This is a genomic window from Arthrobacter crusticola, assembly GCF_004357995.1.
Taxonomy (GTDB): domain Bacteria; phylum Actinomycetota; class Actinomycetes; order Actinomycetales; family Micrococcaceae; genus Arthrobacter_D; species Arthrobacter_D crusticola.
On record NZ_SMTK01000003.1, the window covers coordinates 687,558 to 712,419 of the forward strand.

General features: G+C 69.1%; 25 protein-coding genes. 6 read left to right on the forward strand and 19 right to left on the reverse strand.

Going from position 1 to position 24,862, the window contains the following annotated elements; translation table 11 throughout:
• The first annotated feature begins 276 nt into the window (after nucleotides 1–276).
• The 3 genes from E2F48_RS11035 to E2F48_RS11045 all read left to right on the forward strand — a co-directional run bounded on the left by E2F48_RS11035 (nucleotide 277) and on the right by E2F48_RS11045 (nucleotide 3,771).
• Nucleotides 277–1,416, forward strand: a complete 1,140-nt coding sequence (locus tag E2F48_RS11035) for a GuaB3 family IMP dehydrogenase-related protein (protein ID WP_133403992.1) — start codon at nucleotides 277–279, stop codon at nucleotides 1,414–1,416.
• Nucleotides 1,417–1,485: 69 nt separating this feature from the next.
• The gene (locus tag E2F48_RS11040; RefSeq protein WP_133403993.1) at nucleotides 1,486–3,210 is read left to right on the forward strand and encodes a glycerol-3-phosphate dehydrogenase/oxidase; all 1,725 of its coding nucleotides are present in this window, start codon (nucleotides 1,486–1,488) and stop codon (nucleotides 3,208–3,210) included.
• Between the two features lie 69 nt (nucleotides 3,211–3,279).
• Nucleotides 3,280–3,771 carry a PTS sugar transporter subunit IIA gene (locus E2F48_RS11045; RefSeq protein WP_133403994.1) on the forward strand — a complete coding sequence of 164 codons (492 nt, stop codon included), beginning with the start codon at nucleotides 3,280–3,282 and terminating at the stop codon, nucleotides 3,769–3,771.
• A 57-nt stretch (nucleotides 3,772–3,828) separates the two neighbouring features.
• Here the strand turns inward: E2F48_RS11045 and E2F48_RS11050 are convergent, their stop codons facing one another.
• Both E2F48_RS11050 and E2F48_RS11055 read right to left on the reverse strand, forming a co-directional pair.
• A complete protein-coding gene (locus E2F48_RS11050) occupies nucleotides 3,829–5,619 on the reverse strand; it encodes an ABC transporter ATP-binding protein (protein ID WP_133403995.1) in 1,791 nt (596 codons plus the stop codon).
• Nucleotides 5,612–7,333 (reverse strand): ABC transporter ATP-binding protein, encoded by a 1,722-nt coding sequence (locus E2F48_RS11055; RefSeq protein WP_133403996.1) that lies wholly within the window; start codon nucleotides 7,331–7,333, stop codon nucleotides 5,612–5,614. The genes E2F48_RS11050 and E2F48_RS11055 overlap by 8 nt, the downstream gene beginning before the upstream one ends.
• Nucleotides 7,334–7,640: 307 nt before the next feature.
• Between E2F48_RS11055 and E2F48_RS11060 the strand changes: the two genes are divergently transcribed.
• Entirely contained in the window at nucleotides 7,641–8,462 is an 822-nt protein-coding gene (locus E2F48_RS11060; RefSeq protein WP_133404154.1) for a sigma-70 family RNA polymerase sigma factor, read from the forward strand.
• 47 nt (nucleotides 8,463–8,509) lie between these two features.
• Here the strand turns inward: E2F48_RS11060 and csrA are convergent, their stop codons facing one another.
• From csrA to E2F48_RS11130, 15 genes are all read right to left on the reverse strand, one after another.
• Entirely contained in the window at nucleotides 8,510–8,776 is a 267-nt protein-coding gene (gene csrA / locus E2F48_RS11065) for a carbon storage regulator CsrA (RefSeq protein WP_133403997.1), read from the reverse strand.
• A 9-nt stretch (nucleotides 8,777–8,785) separates the two neighbouring features.
• Complete coding sequence (locus E2F48_RS11070) at nucleotides 8,786–9,742, reverse strand: hypothetical protein (RefSeq protein WP_133403998.1); 957 nt, start codon at nucleotides 9,740–9,742, stop codon at nucleotides 8,786–8,788.
• Nucleotides 9,717–11,765, reverse strand: coding sequence for a flagellar biosynthesis protein FlhA (locus E2F48_RS11075; protein WP_133403999.1), 2,049 nt, complete (start codon nucleotides 11,763–11,765; stop codon nucleotides 9,717–9,719). Before E2F48_RS11075 ends, E2F48_RS11070 begins: the two co-directional genes overlap by 26 nt.
• Nucleotides 11,766–11,828: 63 nt before the next feature.
• Nucleotides 11,829–12,926: an EscU/YscU/HrcU family type III secretion system export apparatus switch protein gene (locus tag E2F48_RS11080; protein ID WP_133404000.1), complete on the reverse strand. Its 1,098-nt coding sequence runs from the start codon at nucleotides 12,924–12,926 to the stop codon at nucleotides 11,829–11,831.
• A complete protein-coding gene (locus E2F48_RS11085; protein ID WP_133404001.1) occupies nucleotides 12,927–13,685 on the reverse strand; it encodes a flagellar biosynthetic protein FliR in 759 nt (252 codons plus the stop codon).
• On the reverse strand, nucleotides 13,686–13,961 hold the full coding sequence (gene fliQ, locus E2F48_RS11090) for a flagellar biosynthesis protein FliQ (protein ID WP_133404002.1): 276 nt from the start codon (nucleotides 13,959–13,961) through the stop codon (nucleotides 13,686–13,688).
• 3 nt (nucleotides 13,962–13,964) lie between these two features.
• Entirely contained in the window at nucleotides 13,965–14,921 is a 957-nt protein-coding gene (gene fliP / locus E2F48_RS11095; protein WP_133404003.1) for a flagellar type III secretion system pore protein FliP, read from the reverse strand.
• The gene (locus tag E2F48_RS11100) at nucleotides 14,921–15,328 is read right to left on the reverse strand and encodes a FliO/MopB family protein (protein ID WP_133404004.1); all 408 of its coding nucleotides are present in this window, start codon (nucleotides 15,326–15,328) and stop codon (nucleotides 14,921–14,923) included. Before E2F48_RS11100 ends, fliP begins: the two co-directional genes overlap by 1 nt.
• A 2-nt stretch (nucleotides 15,329–15,330) precedes the next feature.
• Entirely contained in the window at nucleotides 15,331–16,038 is a 708-nt protein-coding gene (gene fliN, locus E2F48_RS11105) for a flagellar motor switch protein FliN (RefSeq protein ID WP_133404005.1), read from the reverse strand.
• Complete coding sequence (locus E2F48_RS11110; protein ID WP_246018835.1) at nucleotides 16,035–16,940, reverse strand: flagellar motor switch protein FliM; 906 nt, start codon at nucleotides 16,938–16,940, stop codon at nucleotides 16,035–16,037. Before E2F48_RS11110 ends, fliN begins: the two co-directional genes overlap by 4 nt.
• Before the next feature lie 68 nt (nucleotides 16,941–17,008).
• The gene (locus E2F48_RS11115; RefSeq protein WP_246018837.1) at nucleotides 17,009–17,812 is read right to left on the reverse strand and encodes an OmpA/MotB family protein; all 804 of its coding nucleotides are present in this window, start codon (nucleotides 17,810–17,812) and stop codon (nucleotides 17,009–17,011) included.
• Nucleotides 17,809–18,615, reverse strand: a complete 807-nt coding sequence (locus tag E2F48_RS11120) for a motility protein A (RefSeq protein ID WP_133404006.1) — start codon at nucleotides 18,613–18,615, stop codon at nucleotides 17,809–17,811. Before E2F48_RS11120 ends, E2F48_RS11115 begins: the two co-directional genes overlap by 4 nt.
• Nucleotides 18,616–18,619: 4 nt before the next feature.
• Nucleotides 18,620–18,973, reverse strand: coding sequence for a flagellar FlbD family protein (locus tag E2F48_RS11125; RefSeq protein ID WP_133404007.1), 354 nt, complete (start codon nucleotides 18,971–18,973; stop codon nucleotides 18,620–18,622).
• Between the two features lie 219 nt (nucleotides 18,974–19,192).
• Entirely contained in the window at nucleotides 19,193–19,354 is a 162-nt protein-coding gene (locus E2F48_RS17335) for a hypothetical protein (protein WP_165968745.1), read from the reverse strand.
• Between the two features lie 12 nt (nucleotides 19,355–19,366).
• Nucleotides 19,367–20,536 (reverse strand): heparan-alpha-glucosaminide N-acetyltransferase domain-containing protein, encoded by a 1,170-nt coding sequence (locus E2F48_RS11130; protein ID WP_133404008.1) that lies wholly within the window; start codon nucleotides 20,534–20,536, stop codon nucleotides 19,367–19,369.
• Nucleotides 20,537–20,737: 201 nt separating this feature from the next.
• On the opposite strand from E2F48_RS11130, the gene E2F48_RS11135 reads away from it, so the two are divergent.
• On the forward strand, nucleotides 20,738–21,508 hold the full coding sequence (locus E2F48_RS11135) for a response regulator transcription factor (protein WP_185149813.1): 771 nt from the start codon (nucleotides 20,738–20,740) through the stop codon (nucleotides 21,506–21,508).
• Complete coding sequence (locus tag E2F48_RS11140; RefSeq protein ID WP_133404009.1) at nucleotides 21,489–23,000, forward strand: sensor histidine kinase; 1,512 nt, start codon at nucleotides 21,489–21,491, stop codon at nucleotides 22,998–23,000. Before E2F48_RS11135 ends, E2F48_RS11140 begins: the two co-directional genes overlap by 20 nt.
• A 228-nt stretch (nucleotides 23,001–23,228) precedes the next feature.
• Here the strand turns inward: E2F48_RS11140 and E2F48_RS11145 are convergent, their stop codons facing one another.
• Entirely contained in the window at nucleotides 23,229–24,401 is a 1,173-nt protein-coding gene (locus tag E2F48_RS11145; protein ID WP_133404010.1) for a flagellar hook protein FlgE, read from the reverse strand.
• A 41-nt stretch (nucleotides 24,402–24,442) separates the two neighbouring features.
• A complete protein-coding gene (locus E2F48_RS11150; protein WP_246018838.1) occupies nucleotides 24,443–24,856 on the reverse strand; it encodes a flagellar hook assembly protein FlgD in 414 nt (137 codons plus the stop codon).
• Nucleotides 24,857–24,862: the final 6 nt, after the last annotated feature.

The following is a 24,862-nucleotide window of genomic DNA, read 5'->3' on the forward strand; positions in this document are numbered from 1 at the left end:
TCCACCGGGTGGAACGGTGTGAACCTCCGGGGCCCGGTGGCTGCGCCGGGTCGAATGGCCGAGGGAAACCGCCCGCTTCGTTGCGGTGCGGGGTGCCGGCGCCCGCAGTTCTGCTGCCCGGCCGGTGTTTTCCAACAGTGTTCCTTTGTGCAACTCTATTCCGTGCGGGGGTAAGAGGGTTAATTGGGTCGGCCCGGCGGGGGCGCGGCAGCGGGCCGGAAGCTCGCGGATATCCCCTGATGAGGGCGCCGTGCGGGGCTGGGATAACCTAGAGCAGTGACTTACGAGATTGAAATTGGCCGGGCCAAGCGTGGACGCAGGGCGTACTCCCTCGACGATGTCGCCGTGGTGCCCTCCCGGCGCACCCGCGACCCACTCGATGTGTCCGTGAGCTGGCAGATCGACGCCTACCAGTTCGAGATGCCCGTCATCGCGGCCCCCATGGATTCGGTGATGTCGCCGACGACCGCGATCGCCCTGGGCCGGCTCGGCGGGCTCGGCGTGCTCAACCTCGAGGGTCTGTGGACCCGCTACGAGGACCCGCAGCCGGTGCTCGATGAAATCGCCGGGCTCAGCACCGAGAACTTCAGCCCGGCCGCGACCGCGCGCCTGCAGGAAATCTATGCGGCGCCCATCCAGGCCGACCTCATCACGAGCCGGCTGGCCGAGATCCGCGAGGCCGGGGTGACCGTCGCCGGGTCGCTGACCCCCCAGCGCACCCAGCAGTTCTACAAGACCGTCCTCGCCGCCGGCGTCGACATCTTCGTCATCCGCGGCACCACCGTCTCGGCCGAGCACGTGTCGAAGAACGAGGAACCGCTGAACCTCAAGCAGTTCATCTACGAGCTCGACGTCCCGGTGATCGTCGGCGGCGCCGCCGGCTACACCCCGGCCCTGCACCTGATGCGCACCGGCGCCGCCGGGGTCCTCGTGGGCTTCGGGGGAGGGGCGACGACGACGACCCGGCGGGCCCTCGGCATCCACTCCCCGCTCGCCTCGGCCATCTCCGATGTGGCCGCGGCCCGCCGGGACTACATGGACGAATCCGGCGGACGCTACGTGCATGTCATCGCCGACGGCGGCATGGGCGCCAGCGGCGACATCGTTAAGGCCATCGCCATGGGCGCCGACGCCGTCATGCTCGGCTCGGCCCTGGCCCGCGCCGAGGAGGCACCGGGGAAGGGCTGGCACTGGGGCCAGGAAGCCCACCACGCCGAGCTTCCCCGCGGCGACCGGTTCAACCTTGGAACCGTCGGCCCGCTGAAGGAAGTGCTGTGGGGCCCCTCCCACCACACCAACGGCACCTCGAACCTGATCGGGGCGCTGCGCCGGGCCATGGCGACCACGGGATACTCGGATCTCAAGGAGTTCCAGCGGGTGGAGGTCGTCCTTTCGCCCTATGTTTCGAACGATTGAGTGCGCTCCGGGCGGTTGAGTGCCTAAAGTTGGGGTACGCAGAACTCAACGTTCCGGAGGGTTACGGCCATGGCAGCAGGCGCACTCAGTCCCCAGTACCGCAGCGAGGCGCTTGAGGCGCTGAAGGCCACCAGCCGGCCGGGCGGAGAACTCGACATCCTGATCGTCGGCGGCGGGGTGGTGGGTGTCGGCTCGGCCCTCGACGCGGTGACGCGCGGACTGACCACCGGAATCGTCGAGGCCCGCGACTGGGCCTCGGGGACGTCCTCGCGGTCCTCGAAGCTGATCCACGGCGGCCTGCGCTACCTTGAGATGCTCGATTTCGCCCTGGTGCAGGAGGCGCTGAAGGAACGCGGGCTGCTGATCCAGCGGATCGCCCCGCACCTGGTGAAGCCGGTGCCGTTCCTCTATCCGCTGGGCAAGCGCTTCGTCGAACGCCCCTACGTCGGGGCCGGCATCGCCCTCTACGACGCCCTGAGCATCGGCGGCGGGCACTCCCGCGGGGTGCCGTTCCACAAGCACCTCAGCCGGCGCGGCACGCTGCGCGCGGCGCCCAGCCTGAAGAAAGACGCGATGGTCGGCTCCATCCGCTACTACGACGCGCAGGTCGACGACGCCCGGTACGTGGTGAACATGATCCGCACCGCCGTGCACTACGGGACGCACGCGGCCAACCGGGTCACCGTGGTGAACTTCCTGCGCGAGGGCGAGCGGGTGGTCGGCGCCCAGGTCAAGGACCAGGAGACCGGGGAGGAATTCAGCATCCGCGCCAAGCAGGTGGTCAACGCCACCGGCGTCTGGACCGACGAGACCCAGGCCATGGTCACCGACCGCGGCCAGCTGAAGGTCCGGGCCTCCAAGGGCATCCACCTCGTGGTGCCGCGCGACCGGTTCCAGTCCACCGTGGGCCTGATCCTGCGCACCGAGAAGTCGGTCCTGTTCGTCATCCCGTGGGGACGCCACTGGATCATCGGCACCACCGACACCAAGTGGGACCTCGATAAGGCCCACCCGGCGGCGTCGTCGCAGGACATCGACTACATCCTCGAGCACGTGAACAGGGTGCTGAACCGCCCGCTGACCCGCGAGGATGTCGAGGGTGTCTACGCCGGGCTCCGCCCGTTGCTGGCCGGCGAGAGCGACTCCACGGCGAAGCTCTCCCGCGAGCACATCGTCGCCCACCCGGTGCCCGGGCTCGTCGTCGTCGCCGGCGGCAAGTGGACCACCTACCGGGTGATGGCCAAGGACGCCGTCGACGAGGCCTCGCGCGCCCTCGACGAGCGCGTTCCCGAAAGCTGCACGGACTCCGTTCCCCTGCTTGGCGCCGAGGGGTACAAGGCCGCGTGGAACATGCGGGCGAGGATGGCCGAGGCCGCGGGGATCCATGTGGCCCGGGTGGAGCACCTGCTCCAGCGCTACGGCACCCAGGCCGACTCCGTCCTTGAGCTGATCAAGTCCGACCCCGCGCTGGGCGAGCCGCTGCCAGGCGCCGACGATTACCTCGCCGCCGAGGCGGTCTTCGCCGTCACCCACGAGGGGGCGCGCCACATCGAAGACATCCTCACCCGCCGCACCCGGATCTCCATCGAGTCCTGGGACCGCGGCGTGTCCGCGGCGCCGGTCGTCGCCGAGCTGATGGGCCCGCTTCTGGGCTGGAGCGAGCAGCAGGTCAACCGCGAGGTGAAGCACTACCTCGCCCGCGTCCAGGCGGAGCGGCTCAGCCAGGAACAGCCCGACGACGAGTCGGCGGACAGCGCCCGCATGGGTGCTGAGGACATCGTCCCGGTAAGCTAGGGAGCGGCCGCGGCCGTGGTACGGACACCGCAGGGCATCGGCGGCCGCGGGCACGATGAGAGGCACAAATTGAGTGAGCTGTCCCTGGAGCTGCACGAGGCCGGGCTGACAACGCCGGACCTGGTGATCCTCGAAATGGAGGCGGAGTCCAAGGAGGACGCCAGCGCACAGCTGGCCGCCCGCATGCACGCCGCGGGCAGGATCACGGACCTCGACGCGTTCCTTGAGCAGGTCAACTCCCGGGAGCATCAGATGGCCACCGGGCTGCCCGGCGGGGTCGGCCTGCCGCACGCGCGCAGCGAGTATGTCTGCCAGACCTCCATCGGGGTCGGCGTCACCAAGTACGGGCACAGCCTCGACTTCGGTGCGGTCGACGGCCCCGCAACCCTGGTGCTGCTCATCGCGACCCCCGCCTCGTCCTTCTCCGAGCATCTGGAGGTGCTCGCCACCATCGCGCGGAGCCTGTTCAAGGAAAACTTCCGGGACTCCCTGCGGCGGGCCCACGACGCCGAGGTCATCGCGGAGCTGATCAACTCCTCGCTGGTGTTCTTCGACCACTGAGGGCGCCGGGCCACGCCCCGGCGTCGTCCCGCCCGGGCGCCGGGCACGCCACGCCTGCTACTCGGTGCGCCAGGAGCGCCACAGCGAGGCGTAGGCGCCGTCCAGGGCCAGCAGTTCTTCATGGGAGCCGAGTTCGGTGATGTTGCCGTCCTCGACCACCGCCACCCGGTCGGCGTCGTGGGCGGTGTGCAGGCGGTGGGCGATGGCGATCACCGTCCGGCCCTCGAGGACGACGCTGAGCGAACGCTCGAGGTCCCGCGCGGACTGCGGGTCGATGAGCGAGGTGGCCTCGTCGAGGACGAGGGTGTGCGGGTCGGCCAGGATCAGCCGGGCCAGGGCCAGCTCCTGCGCCTGGGCCGGGGTCAGTTCGTGGGCGCCGGAGCCGACTTCGGTGTCGATTCCCCCCGGCAGGCCGGCGGCCCAGGACAGCGCGCCCACCGACTCCAGCGCGCCGGCAATCTCCGTTTCGGAGGCATCGGCGCGCCCCAGCCGCACATTGTCGGCGACCGAGCCGACAAACACGTGGTGCTCCTGGGTGACCAGGGCGACCTCGCGGCGCAGGTCGTCGAGGGGGCGGTCCACCAGCGGCACCCCGCCGACGGTGACCGACCCTGAGGTGGGCGGGTGGATTCCGGCGATCAGGCGGCCCAGCGTCGACTTGCCGGCCCCCGAGGGTCCGACAACCGCAAGGCGTTCCCCGCGCCGCAGGGTCAGGTCCACGCCGTGGAGCACATTGTGGCCGGGCCGGTAGGCGTAGGTGGCCCCGGAGACGCGGATGTCCTCATTCGCCGGTGTTTCGTCCGTCGCCGTGCGGTCCGGCGGCACCTCCTTCACCCCGATGATCCGGGCCAGCGACGCGGCCCCGACCTGGATCTCGTCGGTCCACATGATCAGCAGGTCGACGGGATCGATGAGGCGCACGGCCAGCAGGGCCACCGCGGCAACGGCCCCGGGGGTCACGACGCCGAGCGAGGCCAGCCAACCGCCCCACACCAGAACCCCGGCGACGGGCAGCCAGAACGCGATGTCCGCCGCGGGGAAGAGGACGCTGCGCAGCCAGAGCGTGTAGCGCTCGGCGCGGTAGCTGTCCGCCAGGGCCGCGTCGATGGTGGCCCGGCGCGCGCCGCCCAGGCCCAGCGCGTCCACGGTCCGCGCCCCCTCGATGGTTTCGGTCACGGCGCCGTTGATCACCGCGTAGGTCTCGCGTTCCCTCTGGTACCCGGCCGAGGAGCGGGCCAGGTACCACCGCGTCACCGGGTAGAGCAGGGGAAGGCCCGTCAGCAGGGCCACCGACAGCAGCGGAGAGGCGGCGACGGCGGCCGCCAGTGTCAGCACGATGGTCACCACCGACACCACGACCTGCGGCACCCCGAACCGCACCGTGTGGGAGACGGCGTCGATGTCGTTGGTGGTACGTGCCACCAGATCGCCGGTGCCGGCCTTCTCCACCGTCGACAGCGGCAGCGCGGTGACCTGCTCCAGAAAGTCCTCCCGCAGCCGGGCAAAGACACGTTCACCGAACACCATGCCGGACCGCACGGCAGACCGACGCAGGAGGGACTGCAGGAGCAGGGAAGCGAGCATCGCCAGAGAGACCCAGGTGACGAATTCCCGGGTGGTGCCGGCGAGGACGGCGTCCACGACGACGCCCAGCAGCAGCGGACCGGCGAGCCCGGCCACGGCCGAGCCCACGTACAGGGCCACCACGGCCGCCAGGCCACGGCGGTGGTGGCGGATCAGGCGGGCTGCCTCGGCGCGCACGGCACGTGCACCGGCCACCGGGAGGCGGTCCGGTTCCCCGCCGCGCTGCCCGGCGTCCGGGCCGGTGCGGGTTGCTGTATCACTCACTGCGGATCACAACATTTCGATAGGTCGGATTGCCTGCCATCAGGTCGCGGTGCGTGCCGGCCGCGCTGACCCTGCCGTCCTCGAGGAGTGCCACCGAATCCACGATGCCCAGGAGCAGGGGACTCGCGGTCACCACCAGCGTGGTGAGGCCGGGGCGGGCCCGCTCCCCGCGGAGGCCGCCGGCGATCCGGGACTCGGTGTGGGCATCGACGGCGCTCGTCGGCTCGATGAGGATAAGGATCTCCGCGCGGGTGAGCAGCGCCCGGGCGAGCACGATGCGCTGGCGCTGGCCGCCGGAGAACCCGCGGCCGCGCTCGGTCACTGCGGTGTCGAGGCCGTCCTCCACCCCGTCCAGAATGTCCAGGGCGCTGGCGGCCCGCAGGGCGTCGAGGATGGTGGCGTCGTCATGGCGTTGCTGCGGGTCAAGCTGGGACCGCAGGGACCCGGTGAAGAGCTGCGGCGCGGCCTCGCTCACGACGATGCGGCGGCGGGTTTCCGCCAGCGCCACCGCGCCCAGGCCCACCCCGCCCCAGCGGACACCGTCCGCGCCGGCCGCGGCGTCGTCGAAGCGTCCGAGCCGGGCGGCGACGGCAGCGGCGCCGCCGGAATCCGCGGAGACCAGTGCAGTGATCCGGCCCGGCTCGAGGGCCAGCCCGCTCGCGGTGTCCAGCAGGGCGGCTCCGGGCGCCGGCGGCCGCACGCGCGCGGGAGCGTCGGAGACCGAGGGTTCCACCCGCAGTACGGCGATGATCTTCCGGGCCCCCACCTGGGCGCGGATGGTCCGCGACACTGCGTCGGCCGCGGTGCGGATCGGTGTTACGAGGAACACCGAGAAACCGTAGAGCGCCACGAGTTCACCGGGGGAGATGGTGCGCTCGAGGACCAGGCCGGCGCCGACCCAGGTGAATACCACGCTGAAGGCACCGGCGATGAACACCTGGGACGCCTCGAGGTCGGCGAGGGAACGGGCGACACGGATGCCCGAATCCCGGGTCGCCGCGGACCGGGCGCGGTAACGGCGGACGAAGATGTGCTCGCCGCCGATGCCGCGCAGCACCCGCAGCCCGGCGACCGTGTCGGCCCCGACCGCCGTCATCTTCCCCGAGTCGGCCCGCTGCTCACGCTGGCGGGCCTGCAGCGGGCGCACCACGAACAGCAGCAGGGCGCAGCACGCCGGCACGCCCGCGAGCACCAGGAGGCCCAGCTCGGGGGAGGTGTCGAAGATCAGGACACTGACCACGAGCCAGGCCGCGAACGCGCCGGCCAAGCGGGCCGAGACATCGAAGATCTCCCCGAGCCGGAAGGTGTCCGACGCGGCGGTCGAGACCACCTCGCCGGTGGAAAGGGTGTTCGGCAGGGCCTCACCGGTGCGGGTGACGTGGTGTCCGACCAGCTGGACCGAACGGAAGGAGGCCTGCAGCCAGTTGCTGACGGCGATCCGGTGCCCGAAGGTGTCGGCCGCGGCCTGCACCACCATCAGGCCCAAAAGGATCAGCACCTCAACCGCGAGGGCGCGGCCGTTCCCGGCCAGGATGCCGCGGTCCACGGCCCGGCCGAGGAAGAAGGGCATAAGGGCCTGCGCCACCATCCACACCGCGCCCAGCAGGGCGCCGGCCGCCAGCGTCGCCTTCTGCTTCGAGGCAAGCCACACCAGGAACCGGGTGGGGGAGCGGAGGTCCGGAGGGCCGGAATGGGGGTAGGGAAAGGAGCGCACGAACAGTCATCCTAGACCGGTTTCCACCCCATTGATAGGGGTTTCCCAATCGCTTCGGCGGGGGCGGAAACGGGTGCCCTTATCCCACCCTTCGGTGATGCTCTGGATATCCGCAGGATCGGCGCAGTATTTCAGTAGGAATTCCACGCTGTTTTTGCACCTCGCTATTTCGGCCCTGTGCGGAGTCTTACTGTTGGAAAACCGGGAAATTCACCGGCCAACGCCTCCAGGGAACCGGAGTCCGGTCGGCGGAAATCCACAGCCACCGGCGCGGATTGCAAATCGTGTTTATGAGGGGATGTCCGAGTTGAACCGTGAAGAACGCAACAAGATGATTGTGGAGAATCTTCCGCTGGTTGGATATCTTGTCTCGGAAATCTGCGCACGGTCCCCGCACCTCTCTCGCGAGGACCTCGCCGGCGCCGGCGCCCTCGCGCTCGTCTCCGCCGCCCAGTCCTTCGACCCCTCCTACGGCGTGAAGTTCGGCACCTTCGCCCGGCGGCGCATCCTGGGCGCCTTCGCCGATGACATGCGGGCCTCCGACTGGGCCAGCCGGGACACCCGCCGGCGGATCAAGGAGACCCTCGCGGTGTCCGAACTGCTCACCGGGGCACTGCAGCGCAACCCCACAGTCAGCGAGATCGCCGAGGTGCTGGGCGTGGGACGCGACGCGGTCGCCGCGACCCTGGCCGATGCCTCACGCACCGTCTCGACCCTTGACGAGAACGCGCCGGAGTCGCTCACCGCCGTCATGGCCACCCCCGAGGAATCCCTGCTGGTCTCCGAGCAGGCCCAGTATCTGCGGGCCGCGGTGCAGGCCCTGCCCGACAAGATGCGCTACATCATCGAGCAGACCTACTTCGAGGACCGCCCGGTCAAGGACCTTGCCGAGGAGTTCGGGTCCACCCACTCGGCGGTGTCCCAGCAGCGGGCCGAGGCCATCCGGCTGCTGCGCGACGGGATGGCTGCGGTGTATTCCGACACCGACGGCGCCGCACCCGCGCCGGAGTCGCGCGTCGCCCCTGCCCGGCGCACCGCCTATCTCACGTCCCTTGCGGCACGGACCCGGGGCGGCTCCACCCTGAGTGGTTCCGTCCGGCCGGCCGCCATGGCGCCCGTTTCCGCCTGAGGTTCCGGCGCACGCCGGGACGCCCCGGAGCCTAAGGCTCCAGAAGTCTAGGAGCTGGTGTCCTGCTCGGCGTCCGGCTCGGGATCCCTGCGGCCCAGCAGCGCCTTGAGCTGCGATTCGGCATCCGCGTCTGAGACATTGGCCGAAAGATTCGCTTCGATCACGGCCTGGAGAATCTCGCCGCGCTGGATTTTAACGCCCCGCGGCGCCTCGATCCCGATCTTGATGCCATCACCGCGCGATTCGAGAATGGTAATGACGATATCCTCGCCGATATGAATCTTCTCGTTGAATTTCCGCGTTAGTACCAGCACAGTGAAAGCCTATCTTTGAATCCGCGTCGGAGGGTAAACAACGGCCTGGCGGGTGGAGGGAGACGGGCCCGCGGGCCGCGCAGGAACTTCCGGGGCGACATCCACCCAGCTGACCGGAAAGCGCAGCGCCTGGACCGTTTCGGGGGTGGCGGTGTCCCGGCGGGAGAAGGCCGCAACGGCGTCGGGCTCGGCAACGGCCTCGACGGCCTCGACCCACGCCACCGTGTCCCCGTGCTTGCGGGTGGCATCGACGGCCAGCCACAGCTGGTCGAACCCCATCAGGGCCAGCGCCGGCAGGTGGACAAAGGCCTCCGAGGGGTACCCCAGCCCGAACGCGACGACCACCGGCGCCCCGGCGATCACCCCGGCGGCCCTCGCCTCGGTGGCCGCGCGCCGGTCCGCCACGTGGGCCAGCCCCTCGACCCGCAGCGCGCCGGCTGTCAGCAGCGCCGCCGGAGCCGCCGGTGACAGCAGGAGCCGCCCGGCCTCGAGGGCATCGCGGCCGGGACCGGCGACGACGATGAGGTCGCCCGGGCCGTCCAGGGGCCGCGGTGGCCGGTCAGCGCCCGCGGCGGCGGTGGCACCCGTGGCACCGGCAGGGCCGGCGCCGGGGGCACCTGCGGAGGGGTCGACGGCGGACTCAAGGTCCTTCAGAAAGGAGGAGAACTCCCCGGATTCCGTTGACACCGGCACCGAGTTGAGGGCCGCCTCGGCGGTGTCCGCGTCCGCCAGCAGGGCGGCGATGCCGGTGCGCTTGACCACCGGAAGGGGATCAGTCGACGGGGCGGCGGCGTCGGGCAGCTCGACCGTGACCTCGTAGTGGTGCCGGGCCAGGAATCCGCCCAGTCCGCCCACCGTGACGGCCTCAGCCCGCACAATGACGGCCTCGGGCCCGTACTCGGCCCGGACCTGCCGGCGGAGCGCCTCGATGGACGGGCCGCTAAGGTGAAACCGGTTCAGCGCCACGGACCACTCCTATCGTCTCGATGGGCACGTTGGCCGCCTGGGCCTCCTGATAGGACAATACCGGCAGTCCCCCCACCCGGGCGGAGACCAGCCGGCGCACCGCGGGACGGATCAGCGGCGCGCAGACCAGGACGGGCTCGTGTCCCTGGTGTCCTGCCGCCGCCACGGTGGCGTGGAGGGAGGCAAGGACCGCCTCGATGCGGTTGGCGTCGAGGAGGATCTGGCTGCCGCCTTCGGCGGGGCGCAGGCCCTCGAGCATCGACTGTTCGAGGCCCGGCTCGATCATCACCACGCTCAGCTGGCCGCCGCTGAGATGGCGCACCGCCAGCGCCGGCCCCAGGGCGCGCCGGGCCGCCTCGATGAGTCCCTCGGGATCCGTGGAGACCTTGGCCCGAAGGGTGAGCGCCTCGAAGATGCGCGGCAGGTCGTTGATGGGAACATGCTCCTCGAGCAGGCCCTGCAGGACCCGCTGGACCTCGGCGAGGGAGAGCAGCCCGGGGACCAGTTCGTCAACCGCCGAGGGGCTTGCCTCCTTGACGCTTTCGGTGAGGAGCCGGACGTCCTCGCGGGTCAGCAGGCGCGCCGCATTGGCCGTGACGATCGAGGAAAGGTGGGTGATGAGCACCGACACCCGGTCGATGACTGTCGCCCCGGTCATCTGGGCGCTGTGCGCCATGCCGGCCGGCACCCATTTGCCCGGCAGCCCGAACACCGGTTCCATGGTCGCGGTCCCGGGCAGGGCGTCGAGCGCATCGCCCAGGGCCAGGACCTTTCCTGCCGGGGCTTCCCCGCGGCCGGCCTCCACCCCGCCGATGCGGATGGCGTAGGTTCCCGGCGGCAGGTCGATGCTGTCGCGGGCGTTGACCGGCGGCAGGACGAAGCCGAGGTCCATGCCGATCTTCTGGCGCAGGCTGCGGACCCGGGCCAGGAGGTCGTCCGAGGCGCCGGTGACGGTGTCCACCAGGTCCGCCGCAAGCAGGATTTCCAGGGGCTGGACGCGGAGTCTGCGGATGAGTTCCTCGGGTGACTCCGCGGCCGGCTCGACGGCGGCCGCGGCCTCCCGCTGGGCCGCGGCGGCGGCGGCGGTCTCGGTGGCCTTGATCTTCCGTGAGGCGAAGATCAGCGCGCCGCCAATGAGTAGGAACGGCAGTTTCGGCATGCCCGGGATCAGGGCCAGGGCCACGGCCGCGGTGCCGGCGATCAGCAGGGCGTTGCGGGACTGGGCGACCTGGTTCGAGGCGGTGGTGCCCATGTCGGCCTCGGCGTTGGAGCGGGTCACGATCATGCCCGTGGCCACCGCCATCAGCAGCGCCGGGATCTGGGTCACCAGTCCGTCGCCGATGGTGAGGATGGCGTAGGTGCGCAGGGCCTCAGCGGCGGGCATGCCGTGCATGGCCATGCCGATGGCCACCCCGCCCACCAGGTTGATGATCAGGATCACGATGCCGGCGATCGCATCGCCCTTCACGAACTTCGAGGCCCCATCCATGGCTCCGTAGAAGTCGGCCTCGGCGGAGACCTCGGCCCGGCGCTCCTTGGCCTGTTCGTCGGTGACCAGGCCGGCGTTGAGGTCGGCGTCGATGGCCATCTGCTTGCCCGGCATCGCGTCGAGGGTGAAGCGCGCGCCGACCTCCGCGACCCGCTCGGCGCCCTTGGTGACGACGAGGAACTGGATGACCACGAGGATCAGGAAGATCACGCTGCCGATGATGATGTTCCCGCCCACGGTGACCTGCCCGAACGCCTCGATGATCTTCCCGGCGTGGGCCTCCCCGAGGATCAGCCGGGTCGAGGCGACGTTCAGTCCGAGGCGGAACAGCGTGGCCACCAGCAGCAGCGAGGGGAACACCGAGAAGTCGAGGGGCTTCTGGACGAACATCGAGGTCAGCAGCACCACCAGCGCCAGCAGGATGTTCGCGGCGATCAGGAAGTCGAGCAGGCCGGCCGGCACGGGCACGATGAGCAGCATGATGATGCCGACCACGCCGATCGGCACCGCGAGGCGGGCGAGCCTGGAATTCATGGGGCGCTCCTTCGGGGGAGGACTCGGGACAGGACTTGGGGGAAGTGGTGGGTGGCGGGGGTCTCAGTCAAGGAAGGACCCCTTCCGGAAGGCCCGGTGGATGCCGGCCGCGCTGCCGCGCTGCTTCAGCCGCAGGACGAAGGCGAGGACCCCGGCGACGGCGGCGTAGAACTCGGCTGGGATCTCCTGGCCCAGTTCGCAGGCCCCGTGCAGGGCCCGGGCCAGCGGGATGTCCTGGACCAGCGGGACCTTTTCCTGTTCGGCCTTCTCGCGGATCTTCAGGGCCACCGGGCCGGCCCCCTTGGCGACGACCCGCGGTGCGGAGACCCCGGCCTCGTACTTGAGGGCCACGGCGACGTGGGTGGGGTTGACCAGGACGACGTCCGCCCCACCGACGGCGGCGATCATGCGGTTCCGGGACAGGGCCATCTGCCGGGCGCGCCGCTGGGACTTGATCAGGGGATCGCCGTCGGTGCTCTTGTTCTCGTCCTTGACCTCCTTGCGGGTCATCCGGGTCTTCTTCCGGTTCCGCCGGCCCACCACGAAGACGTCGGCGACGGCGAGCACCACCCCGGCCAGGACGGCGAAGCGCAGCAGCGCGGCGACGCCCCCGCCGGTGGCCGAGAGCAGGGCGGCCACCGACAACCCGCCGGCGCTCAGCAGGGTGGGCATGAGCCCCTGGACCACCCAGTACAGCACCGTTCCGAGGACGGCGGTCTTCAGCAGCGCCTTCACCCCGTTCCACAGGGCCTGCATGCCGAAGGTGTTCTTGACCCCGGTGACCAGGTTGAACTGCTCGAACTTCCCGCGGAACTTCTTGAACTGGATCCCGCCCTGGCCGGCCGCCCCGGCCAGGACCGCTCCCACCACGGCAAGCAGCATGGGGAGCAGCGTGCCGGCGATCGAGGCCAGGGCCTCGCCGAGCACGCCCAGGGCGATGCCGGGTTCCGGCGCCGCGGCGATGGTGCGGACGCTGAAGAGCTGGTCGGCGGCGGCGTCGGCCCCGCGGGAAATGGTCGAGGGAAGCATCACCGCGGCCGCGCCGATGCCCAGCCACGCGGTCAGGTCGGAGGACTTGGACAGCTGGCCCTTCTCGCGGACCTCCTTCATCCGCTTTTCGGTGGCCTGTTCGGTCCGTTCCTGGGAGGAATCGTCGGCCATCTATCCCACACCTCCCAGCAGTGCCAGGGCCTCCTGGGTGAGAGCGGACACGACCCGCGGCAGGGCGAGCATGACGACGGAGCCCAGGGCGAGGGCCAGCAGGATCTTCAGCGGGAACCCGAGGGCGAACGCGTTGAGGGCCGGGGCGACCCGGTTGAGCAGGCCCAGGCCGACGTCGGAGAGGAAGAACACGACGAGCAGCGGGCCGGCGATCTGGACGGCGGCCAGGAACATACCGGTGACCGCGGTGATGATTGCCGCCACCGGGTCGGCGAGGAAGACTCCGCCGCCCAGCGGGATGGCGGTGAAGCTGCGGATCAGCCCGCCGAGGATCAGCTGGTAGGCGTCGGAGGAGAACATCAGGGCCAGCGCGGTCATCTGGAACAGCCGGGTGAACTGGGCGCCGTTGATCAGCGAATGCGGGTCGAAGGCCTGGGCCATCTGGAATCCGCTCATCAGGTCGATCAGGCCACCGGCGGACTGGATCGCGGCGAAGACCAGGTAAACGAGGAAGCCCATGAGCACCCCGGCGCCGATCTCCAGCACGAGTGCACCGAAGAATGCCGCCGTGCCGCGTTCGGTGTAGCCGGGGGTGACGGCGGGGGAGACAGCCAGGGCCAGGCCGAGCGCCAGCATCACCTTGATGCGCGCCGGAAACGCGGTGTAGGAAAACGGCGGGGCGATGACTAGGAACGACACCATGCGCACGCCGGCGAGCATCACCGGTTCAAGCCAGCCGAGGTTCAGGCCCAGTTCCACTCAGCCTCCCTCGAGCAATGAGGGGATCTTGTCGAACAGGGCGTGGGTGAAGGACACCATCTCGGAGATCATCCAGTGTCCTGAGATCAGCAGGACGACGCCCACGGCGGCGGCCTTGGGGACGAAGGAAAGGGTGACTTCCTGGATCTGGGTGATCGACTGCAGCAGGGAGATCCCGAACCCCACGGCGAGCGCGGTGATCAGGACCGGCGCGGCAAGCTTGGCGGAGACCCACAGGCCTTGGAGGCCGATGTCGAGGACGGCATTTGTATCCATGGCTCAGGCGTAGCTTCGGATGAGTGCGGTGACGATCAGGCCCCAGCCGTCAACGAGGATGAACAGCAGGATCTTGAACGGAAGGGAGATGATCACCGGGGGCAGCATCATCATGCCCATCGACATCAACGCCGAGGACACGACGAGGTCGATGACCAGGAAGGGGATGAAGATGACGAAGCCGATGATGAACGCGGCCCGCAGTTCGGAGATCATGAACGCCGGAATCAGGGTGGTCAGCGGCACATCCTCGGGGGTGGCCGGGTTGTCCATCCCGGCGGCCCGGGTCATCAGGGCGATGTCCTCCTCGCGGGTGAACTGCAGCATCCACTGCTGGATCGGGCCGGCGGCCTCGGTGTAGGCCTCCTGGAAGGTGAAGTCGCCGTCGAGGTAGGGCTGCACGGCGCCGCTGTTGATGTCCCCCAGCACCGGGCCCATGATGAAGAACGACAGGAACAGCGCCAGGCCGGCGATGACCTGGTTAGGCGGGATCGAGGGCAACGACAGGGCGTTGCGCGTCATCACCAGCACCACGAAGATCTTCGTGAACGAACTCATCATCAGCAGCAGGGACGGCGCGACGGTGAGCAGCGTGATGCCCAGCAGCGTCACCACAGCCGAGGATGGGGTGCCGTTGGGGCCGTTGATCACCACCGACCCGTCGCCGTCCGGCGCGGCAGGATCGGTGGGCGGGGCCGGAGGCGCCGGGTCCACCGGTGCTGGAGGGTTCAGCGGATCAGGGGAGGCCGGCGCGGGGGCCCCGGGGTTCGGCTGCAACGGGCCCGGATCGGCCGGGGCCGGCGGGGCGGGAACCACGGGGGCGGGAACGGGCGGCTGCGGCGGGGGAAACTGGACGGCGGAGGCGGCCGGCGCCTGCAGGAGCAGCAGGAGAACCCCCGCGGCGAAGGCCAGCAGGGCAAGGCGGAAGCGGAGTGCGGCACGGCGCGGCGGCAGGCACATCACCCCTTCGGCCCGCCGAGGCCGGCGGAGAGGACCTGCTTCAGCGCCGCCGGCGACAGGATGGACCCGGTGGGCGCCGCCGAGCGGTGCTTGCCGGCGGTGGCCTGGTGCAGGACGCGCGAAAACGCCTCGGCGCCCTGCCCTGCGGTCTCCGGGGCAGGGGCCTCCGAGGTGGACAGCACGGTGACCGACTGCTCGGTGACGCCGAGCAGGAGGCGCTGGCCTGCGGTCTCGACGACCACGACGGAGGCCTTGGAGCCGACGCCCTGGCGGGCGAGGACCGTCAGCAGCTTCTCCCCGGTCGCCGCGCCGGCCGTGCGCCGGGCGTACCGGTGCGCGAGCACAAGGACGGCGAGCACGGCGCCTAGGGCGAGCAGCACCCTCAGGATGAGGATGAGTGAATCCATCGTCAGTTAACGCCCTCTGCCACGTCGAGGATCTTGGTGATGCGCACAGCGAAGTCCTGGTCCACCACGACGACCTCGCCGTGGGCAATCAGCCGCCCGTTGAGCAGGACATCCGCGGGGGCGCCGGCCGACCGGTCAAGCTCAACCACGCCGCCGGGCTCGAGGTTGAGCACGTCGCGCACCGACATCCGGGTCCGCCCGATCTCCACGGTCAGGGCCATCTCCACACTGTTGATGCGGCCGAGCTTGCCGACAACCGACTCCCCGGAGACCGGGGTGGGGTTGAGCGTTCCGTACTCGCGGACCCGGATGGCGAACCATCCCGCCGTCCCGCCGCCGGAGGCCAGTTCGAACACCGTCGTCTCCGGGTCGGCGAACAGGGCCGACGCGTCCTCGATCCGGGCCTCGCCGAGCACTCCTCCGCCGAGCACCGCGGCCGCCGCCTCGAGGGCGGGGCGCAGCACGTCCTTGAAGGACACAAGCGGGGTGTCGGTGCCGGCAGCAGCAACGAGGGACCCGGTGCCCTCGAGCACGACGGCGAGGTCCGCCGAGCGGGTCCCGACGTAGGCAGCGGTCACCGCGCCGGCCGCGCGGGCGGCCGCGGCGGCGTGGTCCGGGGCGGGAACCGCGCTGACCGGAGCTGCCGAGGGAAGCAGCCCGACCAGCGCCTCGGCGGCGGAGTCCTTGAGGGTGGCAACGGAAACGGTCATGCTGGGTTCTCCTCGGTATCGACGATCTGGGCCGCCAGGCGGGCGCCGTTCCGGCCAAGGCCGGCCCGGGCGATGCGCTGTCCGGCGATGCGGACCTCAAGGGGCCGCCGTTCGGGATGGTTCAGGGGAATCAGGTCTCCCACCGCGAGGCGGAGGATGGCCTCGGGCCTCACGGTCACCGGCATCAGGCCCACCGACACCTCGACGGGGACCCACGCCATCTGCTGGCGCAGCAGCTCCGCGGCGTTCTCCGGGGACGTCGTCGGGTTTGTCGCCCCGAGCTGCGGCAGGACGGTTTCGGCCGGCAGGGCCACGGTCCCCTCGGCGGTGTTCTCCCCAACCCGGAGGGTGAAGGTGGCGACCACCATCAGGTCCGACGGCGCGGCGGCCTGGGCGAATTGGGCGTTGTATTGGATGGAGTTGAAACTCAGCGCCATGGGCAGCAGGGAGCCGAAGGAGTAGCGCAGGTCCTCAAGGGCGTCCTCCATCAGCCGTTTCACGAGAGCCTGTTCGATCTGGGTGAACTTCCGGCCCGGCGCGGGCTGGCTGCCGTTGCCGCCGAGCATGCGCCCCACCCAGGCCAGGGCCGAGGAGGTCGGGAACTGGATGACGGCCTGCGACTCGTAGTCCTCGAGCCGGCACAGCACCATGGCGGTGGTCGAGGGGAGGGATGCGGCGTATTCGTCGTAGGTCTGCATGAGGACCTGGTGGGTGGTGACCTGCGCCTTGACGCGGACCTTCGCCGTCAGCTGAGTGCCCCACTGCCGGGCGAAGGTCTCGAAGGCCACTTCGAGGGCGCGGCTGTGCTCGCGGGCGAGCGTCGTGGGCCGGCGGAAGTCGTATACCTCGACCGTGCGTGCGGGCTCGGGCAGGAGGGTTTCCTGAACGTTGGAGGGGGTCACGATAATCACTATCGGCGGTCAGACCCGGCCCGTAAGCCGTTGGCCCCCCGCATCGGGCTGCCGCTCCGTCAGGGGCGCTGTTCGACCACTTCCGGGATCAGGGACCGGACGCTCTCCGGCTGGTCGGAGAGCACGACGATGTCGACCCGGCGGTTGAGCTTCAGGTCCGCCTCGGTGCGGCCCTCGTTCAGGGGCCGGGACTCGCCGTAGCCGCTGGCCTCCATGCGGGTGCTCTCGACCCCGCCCTGCTCGACCAGGTGCCGGACGACATTGACCGCCCGCGCCGTCGACAGTTCCCAGTCGAGCACGTAGCGGTCGTCCGGGAGCTTGGCGGTGTGGCCCTCGACGGTGACCTCCCGCGTCGTCGACCGCAGTTCCGGCGCCGTCGCGTCGAGCACGAGCTGCGCGGCCGCTGTCAGTTCCGCGCGGTCGGGGTTGAAGAAGGTCTCCGAGCTGACCATGCGGACGGTGAGGCCGCGTTCGTCGAGGGTGAATCGGACGGTGTCCTCAAGGCCCTCCTTCGTCAGGGCGGCCGTAATGCGCTCCTTGATGGCCTCGAGGTCGTCCACCTCCTGGATGGCGAGTTCGAGGTCAGTGAGGTCCTCGCCCTCCTCCTCGGCCAGCTCCGGAGGCAGGACGATGCCCTCGGCGGTGTCGACCTTGCCCACGTTCTCCACGCCGAAACCCGTGGCCAGGGAGTTCTTGAGTTTCTCAAACTTCGCCACGTCCACCGAGGACATGGCGAACAGGACGATGAAAAGGCACATCAGCACGGTGACCATGTCGGCGTAGGACACGGCCCAGCGTTCGTCGGCGTGGAACTCCTCAAGCTGGCTCGCGCGGTAGCCGCGGCGCGGGCCCCTGCGGCTCACGCGGCCGCCTCAAGGTCGGAAGCGGTGGGGGGTGCTTCCTTCCGCTTCCCGCCCCGCTTATGGGGAGGGATCATGGCGGTGAGCCGTTCGCCGAGGAGGATGGGCTGGGCCCCTTCCTGCACGGCGAGCAGTCCCTCCATCTGGAGGTTCATCTGTTCGAGTTCGAGTTCGGAGAGCCGGGCGAGGCGCGCACCGATCGGCAGCCAGATGAAGTTGGCCGAGAGCAGGCCCCACAGGGTCGCCACGAACGCCGCGGCGATCATGTGCCCGAGTTCCTCGGGGTTGGAGAGGTTCTCAAGGACGTGGGTCAGCGACACGACCGTGCCGACGATCCCGACGGTCGGGGCGTACCCGCCGAGGCTGTTGTAGAACTTGGAGACGGCGTGGTTCGCCTTCCGGCGGGTGCTGATTTCGTCCTCGAGCAGGATGCGCAGATCCTCGCCGTCGGTGCCGTCGGCGATGTTCTGCAGCCCGTTCTTCATGAACGGATCGTCGGTTTCGGCCGCCTCGGCCTCAAGGGCCAACAGTCCGTCGGCGCGGGCCTTCTCCGCGAACCGGATGATCTGGTCCACGCTGTCCTGCGGCGAGTCGGTCCGGCCGCGGAACGCCTTGGGCAGGGACTTCACCGCCTGGAGAACGTCCTTAATGGTCGAGCTGGCGATGCCGATGGCGATGGTGGCGCCGAGCACCAGGATCATCGGGGCGGGCAGCAGCAGGGAGCTGACGTGCGCGCCCTCCATGAAGATCATGGCGTAGAGGGAGCCGAACGCGAGGAGGAGACCGATCAGGGTTGCGGGATCCATGGCGCTACTTTCTGGGGCGCTGGCCGGCGGGACCGGGCAGGACGTCGTGCGGGTGGACAATGCTCAGGTGCGTCGGCTCGCGCCCGCTCTCGGCGCGGGCCTCCGTGACGGTTCCCGGCCCGGTGACGCTTCCCGCGGCGTCGCCGGCGTCGGCACCAGGCAGCCGGTGGGCGTAGGTGAGGACCCGCGCGCGGAATTCGACGACGAGTGTGATCACCTCATCGAGGGACTCGGTGACGATGTGCCGCATCCCGTTGACCATGACGAGGGTGGTGTCCGGGCTGGCATGGATGCGCTCCACGAGATCGGGGTTGATGCCGAACCGGTCGGTGCCGTTCAGCCGGGTCAGGACAATCATGGGTTCCGTTCCGCGTTCTCGTGTCGGCGGCCCGGTCGGGCTGCTCCTTTGTAACAGTCGGCAGTTCGGCGCGGTTCGTTAGGAGCCGCTGCCCGGGGCCCACCCGCCGAGACGGCACATAACCACGCTTTCCCGACCCCGAAGGGTGGTGACCTGCAATCTCGGCGGGGCGGCTCTCGTCCCTCGGCCCCAGCTGACAATCAACTGCTGCTCGTAGGCCTAGGACCGGGCAAGAACCGGAACGAGCTGGTCAAGGACCGGGACGGCAAACCGAATAAACAGGATGGTGCCTGATACCAGCAGTCCCAGGACGATGCTGATGCCGATCAGGATGAAGGAAAAGTTTTCGGACTTCGCAAGCCGGAACAAGGGGCTCTTCATGGTCGGGTGTCCTTATGATCCGAGGGTGCGGGCACGCCGGGATGCAGAGGCGACGATGCCCTCCAACGGACCGTGCCTGCGGGTGTGCCGCCAGGCCAGGGCAAACACGGCCGCCCCGCAGATTTGAGTGATGACCAAGGCAACGGGATCCTCCTCGAGGAACCCCGTGGCGAGAACCAGGAGGTGGGCGGAGTAAAGCGTCAGCGTCATGCTGCCAAGTGCCGCAAGTGGAATCAGGATGCGCGCGGCAACCCTGGCCAGGAGCAGGAACGCCGCCAGGACAGCCGTTGCCGTGCCGATGGTATTGAGCTTTTCCAGGACTGTGTTGGAGTGCCCCGTGGCGAGCGCCTGCCACCAAAGAGAATCCGTTGGAACGTAATCTTCGGGCCCCCAGGTGATGATTTCGTCGATCGCTTCTGCATCGAGGTCCGAGGAGGCATCCTGAAGCCGGCTCAACCCTCCCCACGGACCCAACAGCAGGGCCGACAGCAGCCAGGAAACGGCGGCCAGAACCAGTCCGGCAGCCGCAAGCCTGATCTGGACGAGCCGGGAGTGCAGGTCCAGGCGCCCGATCGCCAACCCGGCGCAGATGTACGCAAGGTACAGCACGGCCGGGTAATCCCCGGTCAGGAGCAGCTGGGTGATGACAACGCCCGGTTCGGCAAGGAGGTCTGTGAGCGTAGGGTTGAAGCCCGGTTCCGGAAGGGAGTCGCGCAGGCCCTGGGCGAGAACGGGCGCCGTTAAGGCCAGTCCCGCTGCGATTGCGGCAAGAGCCCGCGCCCCCAGGCCCAGCAGGGGAATGGCGAGAAAGAACATGACGCCGTAGTAGGCGAGGATGATGGCTGGTGGGGTGTCAACATAGGCGATAGTCAGCCCCAGCAGGGTGATCAGGGCCGCACGCACTGCGACGCCGGCGCGCGCCGACCTGAGGGGCCTGCCGTTGAGCGGTTCCCTTCCGCCGCTGCTGAAGGTCAGCGCCACCCCGGCCAGCAGGGCGAACTGGGCTGCCGAATGCCCTGAAAAGACTGTCCACAACAGGGTCGGGTTACCCTCGTCGTCCTCGAGTGGAAGGGTGTGGATGACCATCAATCCAATGAGGGCGAGACCGCGCGCGGCATCAATCCCGGTCAGGCGGGATCCCGTCGTCGAGGAAGCATCCCTCGATGAAACGGTAGTGAACATGTATTTCCCCTAACCAAGCTGACAAGCCACGACCCTGGGGATCCTCGGGGCGGAACCTGCATCTGATTCCAGTAGAAGGGCGTCGTGTATGCCGCTCTTATCGAATCCCTGTGAGTTTGCTGGGAATCGAGGGGCACCGGGGTGCCGTGCGGTGGATGCTGCCACTAGACCCGAAGGTGCGGGGAGCACCAGAATGACTTCATGAGCGCGGGAGGGTCGGCGAACTTCATGGCGGATCTACCGCCGCTGCGCCATCCGGACGGTTCCTCAGTGCGGGCCTTGGTGGTCGACGACGAGCCGGCGCTGTCCGAGGCGGTCGGCATGGGGCTGAGCATGGTTGGTTGGGAAGTCGCCGTTGCAGGGGACGGTCCCTCGGCGGTGCGGGAGGCGCGGCGGTTCCGCCCGGACGTCCTGGTTCTCGACGTGATGCTCCCCGGCTTCGACGGCGTTGAGGTGCTCACTGAGATCCGGGCATCGGCGCCGTCAGTACCTGCGCTTTTCCTCACGGCGAAAGGCGGTTTGGAGGACCGCATCACCGGCCTCGCCGCCGGAGGCGATGACTATGTCTCAAAGCCCTTCAGCCTCGAGGAAGTCGTGCTCCGCCTGCATCGGCTGGTCCTGCGCTCGGGACTCACTGCCGTGCGCAGCACGGAGCTGGTGGTCGGTGATCTGGCCCTGAACTTAGATACACGCGAAGTCAGCAGGGGAGGGCAGGACGTTGAGCTTACAGCGACGCAGTTCGACCTGCTGCGTTTCCTGATGGAGAATTCACGGCGGGTCCTCAGCAAGGCCCAGATACTCGAGGGCGTCTGGGACCACGCCTTCGATGGTCAGTCGACGGTTGTCGGGCTGTATATCTCCTACCTCCGGAAAAAGATCGACCAGGGCCGCGCACCAATGATCCATACCGTCAGGGGAGCCGGATACGTCCTCAAACCGGCGGAGGAACTCAATGGCAGCCAGCGCCGGTGAAGCGAGCACCTCCATCAGAGGCAGATTCGACCGCCGATGGCCATTCTCCGCCTGGAAGCTGCGCACGAAGCTGCTGGTCGTCACGCTGGCGCTCCTCGCGGCCATCTGCGCTGCCGTGACCGGGCTGAGCTACGCCGTGATGGAGGTGGTGCTCACCCAACAACTCGACGGCCGCCTGCAGGAAGCATCGAACCGCACCCTGGAGCTCGGGGATCCTGCGCCGTTGGCGGATGCCGAGCAGACCGCTGCTTCGACAGGTTTCCCCGCGCAGGTGACCGAAACCCTCAGCGCGCTCAAGTGCGACGGTGAGGTGGTCCGCTCCGGCCTGTTCACGGCCGACGGTGAGCATACCCACCTGTCTCCCTCCGACGTTCAGACCCTCAACGATCTTCCGGAGCTGAGCCCGCCGGTGGAGCGATCGCTATCGATCGGAGAGTACCGTCTCATGGCCGTTCAGGAGGAGGACGAGGACGGGGATGGGGAGCCCGACATCCTCATCACCGGCCTGGCCACCGAGGCAAAGGACACCACCCTGGATGCGCTCGGCGGCACCATGGCGACCATCTCCCTGGCAGGTCTTGCCGCCACCGGGATCACCGCGAGAAAGGTCATCCGCCGCACGCTCCGGCCGCTGAACGATCTGTCGGAGGTGGCGACCGCTGTCTCGGAGATGCCGCTGAACCAGGGCGAGGTGGCGCTGGCGGCCCGTGCTGCCCCGGGGTCGCCTCGCACCGAGGTCGGCAGCGTGGGGAATGCGTTCAACAAGATGCTCGACAACGTCGCCTACGCCCTCAACGCCCGCCAGCGCAGCGAAACCCAGGTGCGGCAGTTCGTCGCCGATGCGAGCCATGAACTGCGTACACCGCTTGCCGCCATCCGCTCCCACGCGGAACTCATACGCCTGGCGGGGCTGCTTAATCCCCAGAGCGAGGCTTCACTGCGCCGGGTCGAATCAGAATCCGCAAGGATGAGCACGCTGGTTGAGGACCTGCTGCTCCTGGCACGGCTCGATGAGGGCCACGCCGGACCGCAGGAGAGCGTCGACCTGACGGAGCTAGCGGTTGAAGCGGTCAGCGACATGCGGGTAGCCGCGAGAGGGCACCAGTGGAGTGTCCACCTACCCGGGGAGCCAGTCCTTGTGGACGGCAACAAGAACCAGCTGCGTCAGGTCCTGCTGAATCTGCTCTCCAATGCGCACAAGCACACGGGGCCTGGAACCACCATTGTGACGAGCTTGACCCCTGGGCCCACCGAGGCGACCCTCACGGTGACCGATGATGGGCCGGGCATCGATCCGGGCTTCATCGATAAGATGTTCGCCCGGTTCACGCGCGCCGACGAGGCCCGAACAGGTGGACAGGGGACATCAGGGCTGGGCCTGTCGATCGTTGAAGCCATCGTGGCCGCACATCACGGCTCCATCGACGTGCGCAGCGAGCCCGGCAACACCACCTTCACCGTCCGATTCCCGGCTGCCGCCCACCATGGATAGGACCGTCCAAGCACATCGTTGATCCCACGGGATAAGACCCTCGAAGGGGGTCCTGATCGGGGCGGTTGCTGAGCTCCCCGCGGTTTCCCGGAATTATCAGTGCACAAGGCGAATTGGCGCCGGACTGGTGTCCGGCGCCAATTTCATCGATCCTGAACGGCCCATAGGCGAAGCTTCGCGCCACGCGGAGGGCGGGCGACGCGTCGTTGTGCCGGTTCTTCCGAAGATTTACCGCTTGAGGTTCGTCAGTTCCTGAAGGACCTCGTCCGAGGTGGTGATGACACGCGCGTTGGACTGGAAACCACGCTGGGCCACGATGAGGTTGGTGAACTCCTGCGACAGGTCCACATTGGACATCTCGAGGAAGCCGCTGGCGAGGGTGCCGAATCCGGGCGAACCGGCGGTGCCGAGCGTGGGGTTGCCGGAATTGGCGGTGGCCCGGAAGGTGGATCCTCCGGCCTTTTCCAACCCGCCGGGGTTGGTGAAGGTGGCCAGGGCGATCTGGCCGATGACGATCCGGCTGCCGTTGCTGAACGCGCCGGTGATGCTTCCGTCCTTGCCCAGGGCGAAGGACTCGAGGGTGCCCGCGGCCCGGCCGTCCTGCGCCGAGACCTTCACCGTGCTCAGGCCCGCAAAGCCGGTCACGCCGGTGAGGTCGACGTCGACACCGCCGACGGTCAGCGCGCCGCCTCCGGTGAGCTTGCCGTCGGTGAAGGTGAGGGCGGTGGTGCCCGTGGCGGCGCCGTCGGCGCCGTTGACGTTCCAGCCGCCGGCGGTCCGGGTGAAGGTCAGGGACAGGGTGCGCACATTGCCCGAGGCGTCGTAGACCTTGACGTCGCGCACCAGGGAGGACCCGACGGCGGACTCGGCCGGCAGGTTCCCGTCGATGGTCGCGCTGGTGGTGGCCACGGCCGGGGCGGTGTTCTGGCCCAGGACGATGTTGTCGACGGCTCCACCCTTCTGCACGACGCCGTTGACGGCCGGCCAGCCCTGGAGGAACGCGCCGTCGGGAGTGACCAGGCGGCCGCGCTCGTCGAAGTCGGCGTCGAACGAACCGGCCCGGCTGTAGACCTGCTGGCCACCGGAGTTCAGGACGAAGAAGCCGTCGCCGGAGATCATCAGGTCCGTCGCCTTGCCCGTGGCCTGGGCGGAGCCCTGGGCGAAGTTGGTCGAGATTCCGGCGACCTGCACGCCCAGGCCGATCTGGGCCGGGTTGGTGCCGCCGCGGGTGTCGTCACCGCCGCCGGCCGCCTGCTGCAGCTGCGAGAGGGTGTCCTGGAACTGCACGGAGGAGGACTTGAACCCGTTGGTGTTGACGTTGGCGATGTTGTTGCCGGTGACATCGAGCATCGTCTGGTGGGAACGCATGCCGGAGATGCCGGAGAAGAGTGAGCGGAGCATTGTGCTTCCTTCCGAGAGGGGTGGAGTGCGGGTGGATGGTGCTAGGAGACGATGCCGGAGATCTGGTCGAGGGGGACCGTCGCGTCGCCGACCTTGACGCGGGGAACGGCGCCTTCGAAGGACACCGAGGACGCGGTGCCGGTGGCTACCGTGCCGTCGTCCTTGGCGTAACTGACCTTCTTGCCGATGAGGGCGGCAGCGGCCGCTCTCATCTGCAGCCCGAAGGCCTCCTCGCCCTGGGCGGAGAGTTCGGTGAGCCGCTCCATCATGGCCAGCTGCGTCGTCTGGCCGATCATGGCGTTGGTGTCCATGGGTGAACCGGGGTCCTGGTGCTGCAGCTGCGTGACGAGCAGGGTCATGAAGACCTTGCTGTCCATCTGCTGCTGCGGCGCGCGGGACGGCGCCGTGGCGTACATCCCGCCCGGGGCCGGCGCTGCTACTGGATCGATGGGCACTGGATC

What these genes read in the sequence shown, in the direction of transcription:
- E2F48_RS11080 (WP_133404000.1), bottom strand. Translation starts at nt 12,926, where the DNA reads ATGGCCGACGATTCCTCCCAGGAACGGACCGAACAGGCCACCGAAAAG.
- E2F48_RS17335 (WP_165968745.1), bottom strand. Translation starts at nt 19,354, where the DNA reads ATGAAGAGCCCCTTGTTCCGGCTTGCGAAGTCCGAAAACTTTTCCTTC.
- E2F48_RS11130 (WP_133404008.1), bottom strand. Translation starts at nt 20,536, where the DNA reads ATGTTCACTACCGTTTCATCGAGGGATGCTTCCTCGACGACGGGATCC.
- E2F48_RS11125 (WP_133404007.1), bottom strand. Translation starts at nt 18,973, where the DNA reads ATGATTGTCCTGACCCGGCTGAACGGCACCGACCGGTTCGGCATCAAC.
- E2F48_RS11100 (WP_133404004.1), bottom strand. Translation starts at nt 15,328, where the DNA reads ATGGATTCACTCATCCTCATCCTGAGGGTGCTGCTCGCCCTAGGCGCC.
- E2F48_RS11145 (WP_133404010.1), bottom strand. Translation starts at nt 24,401, where the DNA reads ATGCTCCGCTCACTCTTCTCCGGCATCTCCGGCATGCGTTCCCACCAG.
- E2F48_RS11075 (WP_133403999.1), bottom strand. Translation starts at nt 11,765, where the DNA reads ATGAATTCCAGGCTCGCCCGCCTCGCGGTGCCGATCGGCGTGGTCGGC.
- E2F48_RS11120 (WP_133404006.1), bottom strand. Translation starts at nt 18,615, where the DNA reads ATGGATCCCGCAACCCTGATCGGTCTCCTCCTCGCGTTCGGCTCCCTC.
- E2F48_RS11040 (WP_133403993.1), top strand. Translation starts at nt 1,486, where the DNA reads ATGGCAGCAGGCGCACTCAGTCCCCAGTACCGCAGCGAGGCGCTTGAG.
- fliQ (WP_133404002.1), bottom strand. Translation starts at nt 13,961, where the DNA reads ATGGATACAAATGCCGTCCTCGACATCGGCCTCCAAGGCCTGTGGGTC.
- fliP (WP_133404003.1), bottom strand. Translation starts at nt 14,921, where the DNA reads ATGTGCCTGCCGCCGCGCCGTGCCGCACTCCGCTTCCGCCTTGCCCTG.
- E2F48_RS11135 (WP_185149813.1), top strand. Translation starts at nt 20,738, where the DNA reads ATGAGCGCGGGAGGGTCGGCGAACTTCATGGCGGATCTACCGCCGCTG.
- fliN (WP_133404005.1), bottom strand. Translation starts at nt 16,038, where the DNA reads ATGACCGTTTCCGTTGCCACCCTCAAGGACTCCGCCGCCGAGGCGCTG.
- E2F48_RS11140 (WP_133404009.1), top strand. Translation starts at nt 21,489, where the DNA reads ATGGCAGCCAGCGCCGGTGAAGCGAGCACCTCCATCAGAGGCAGATTC.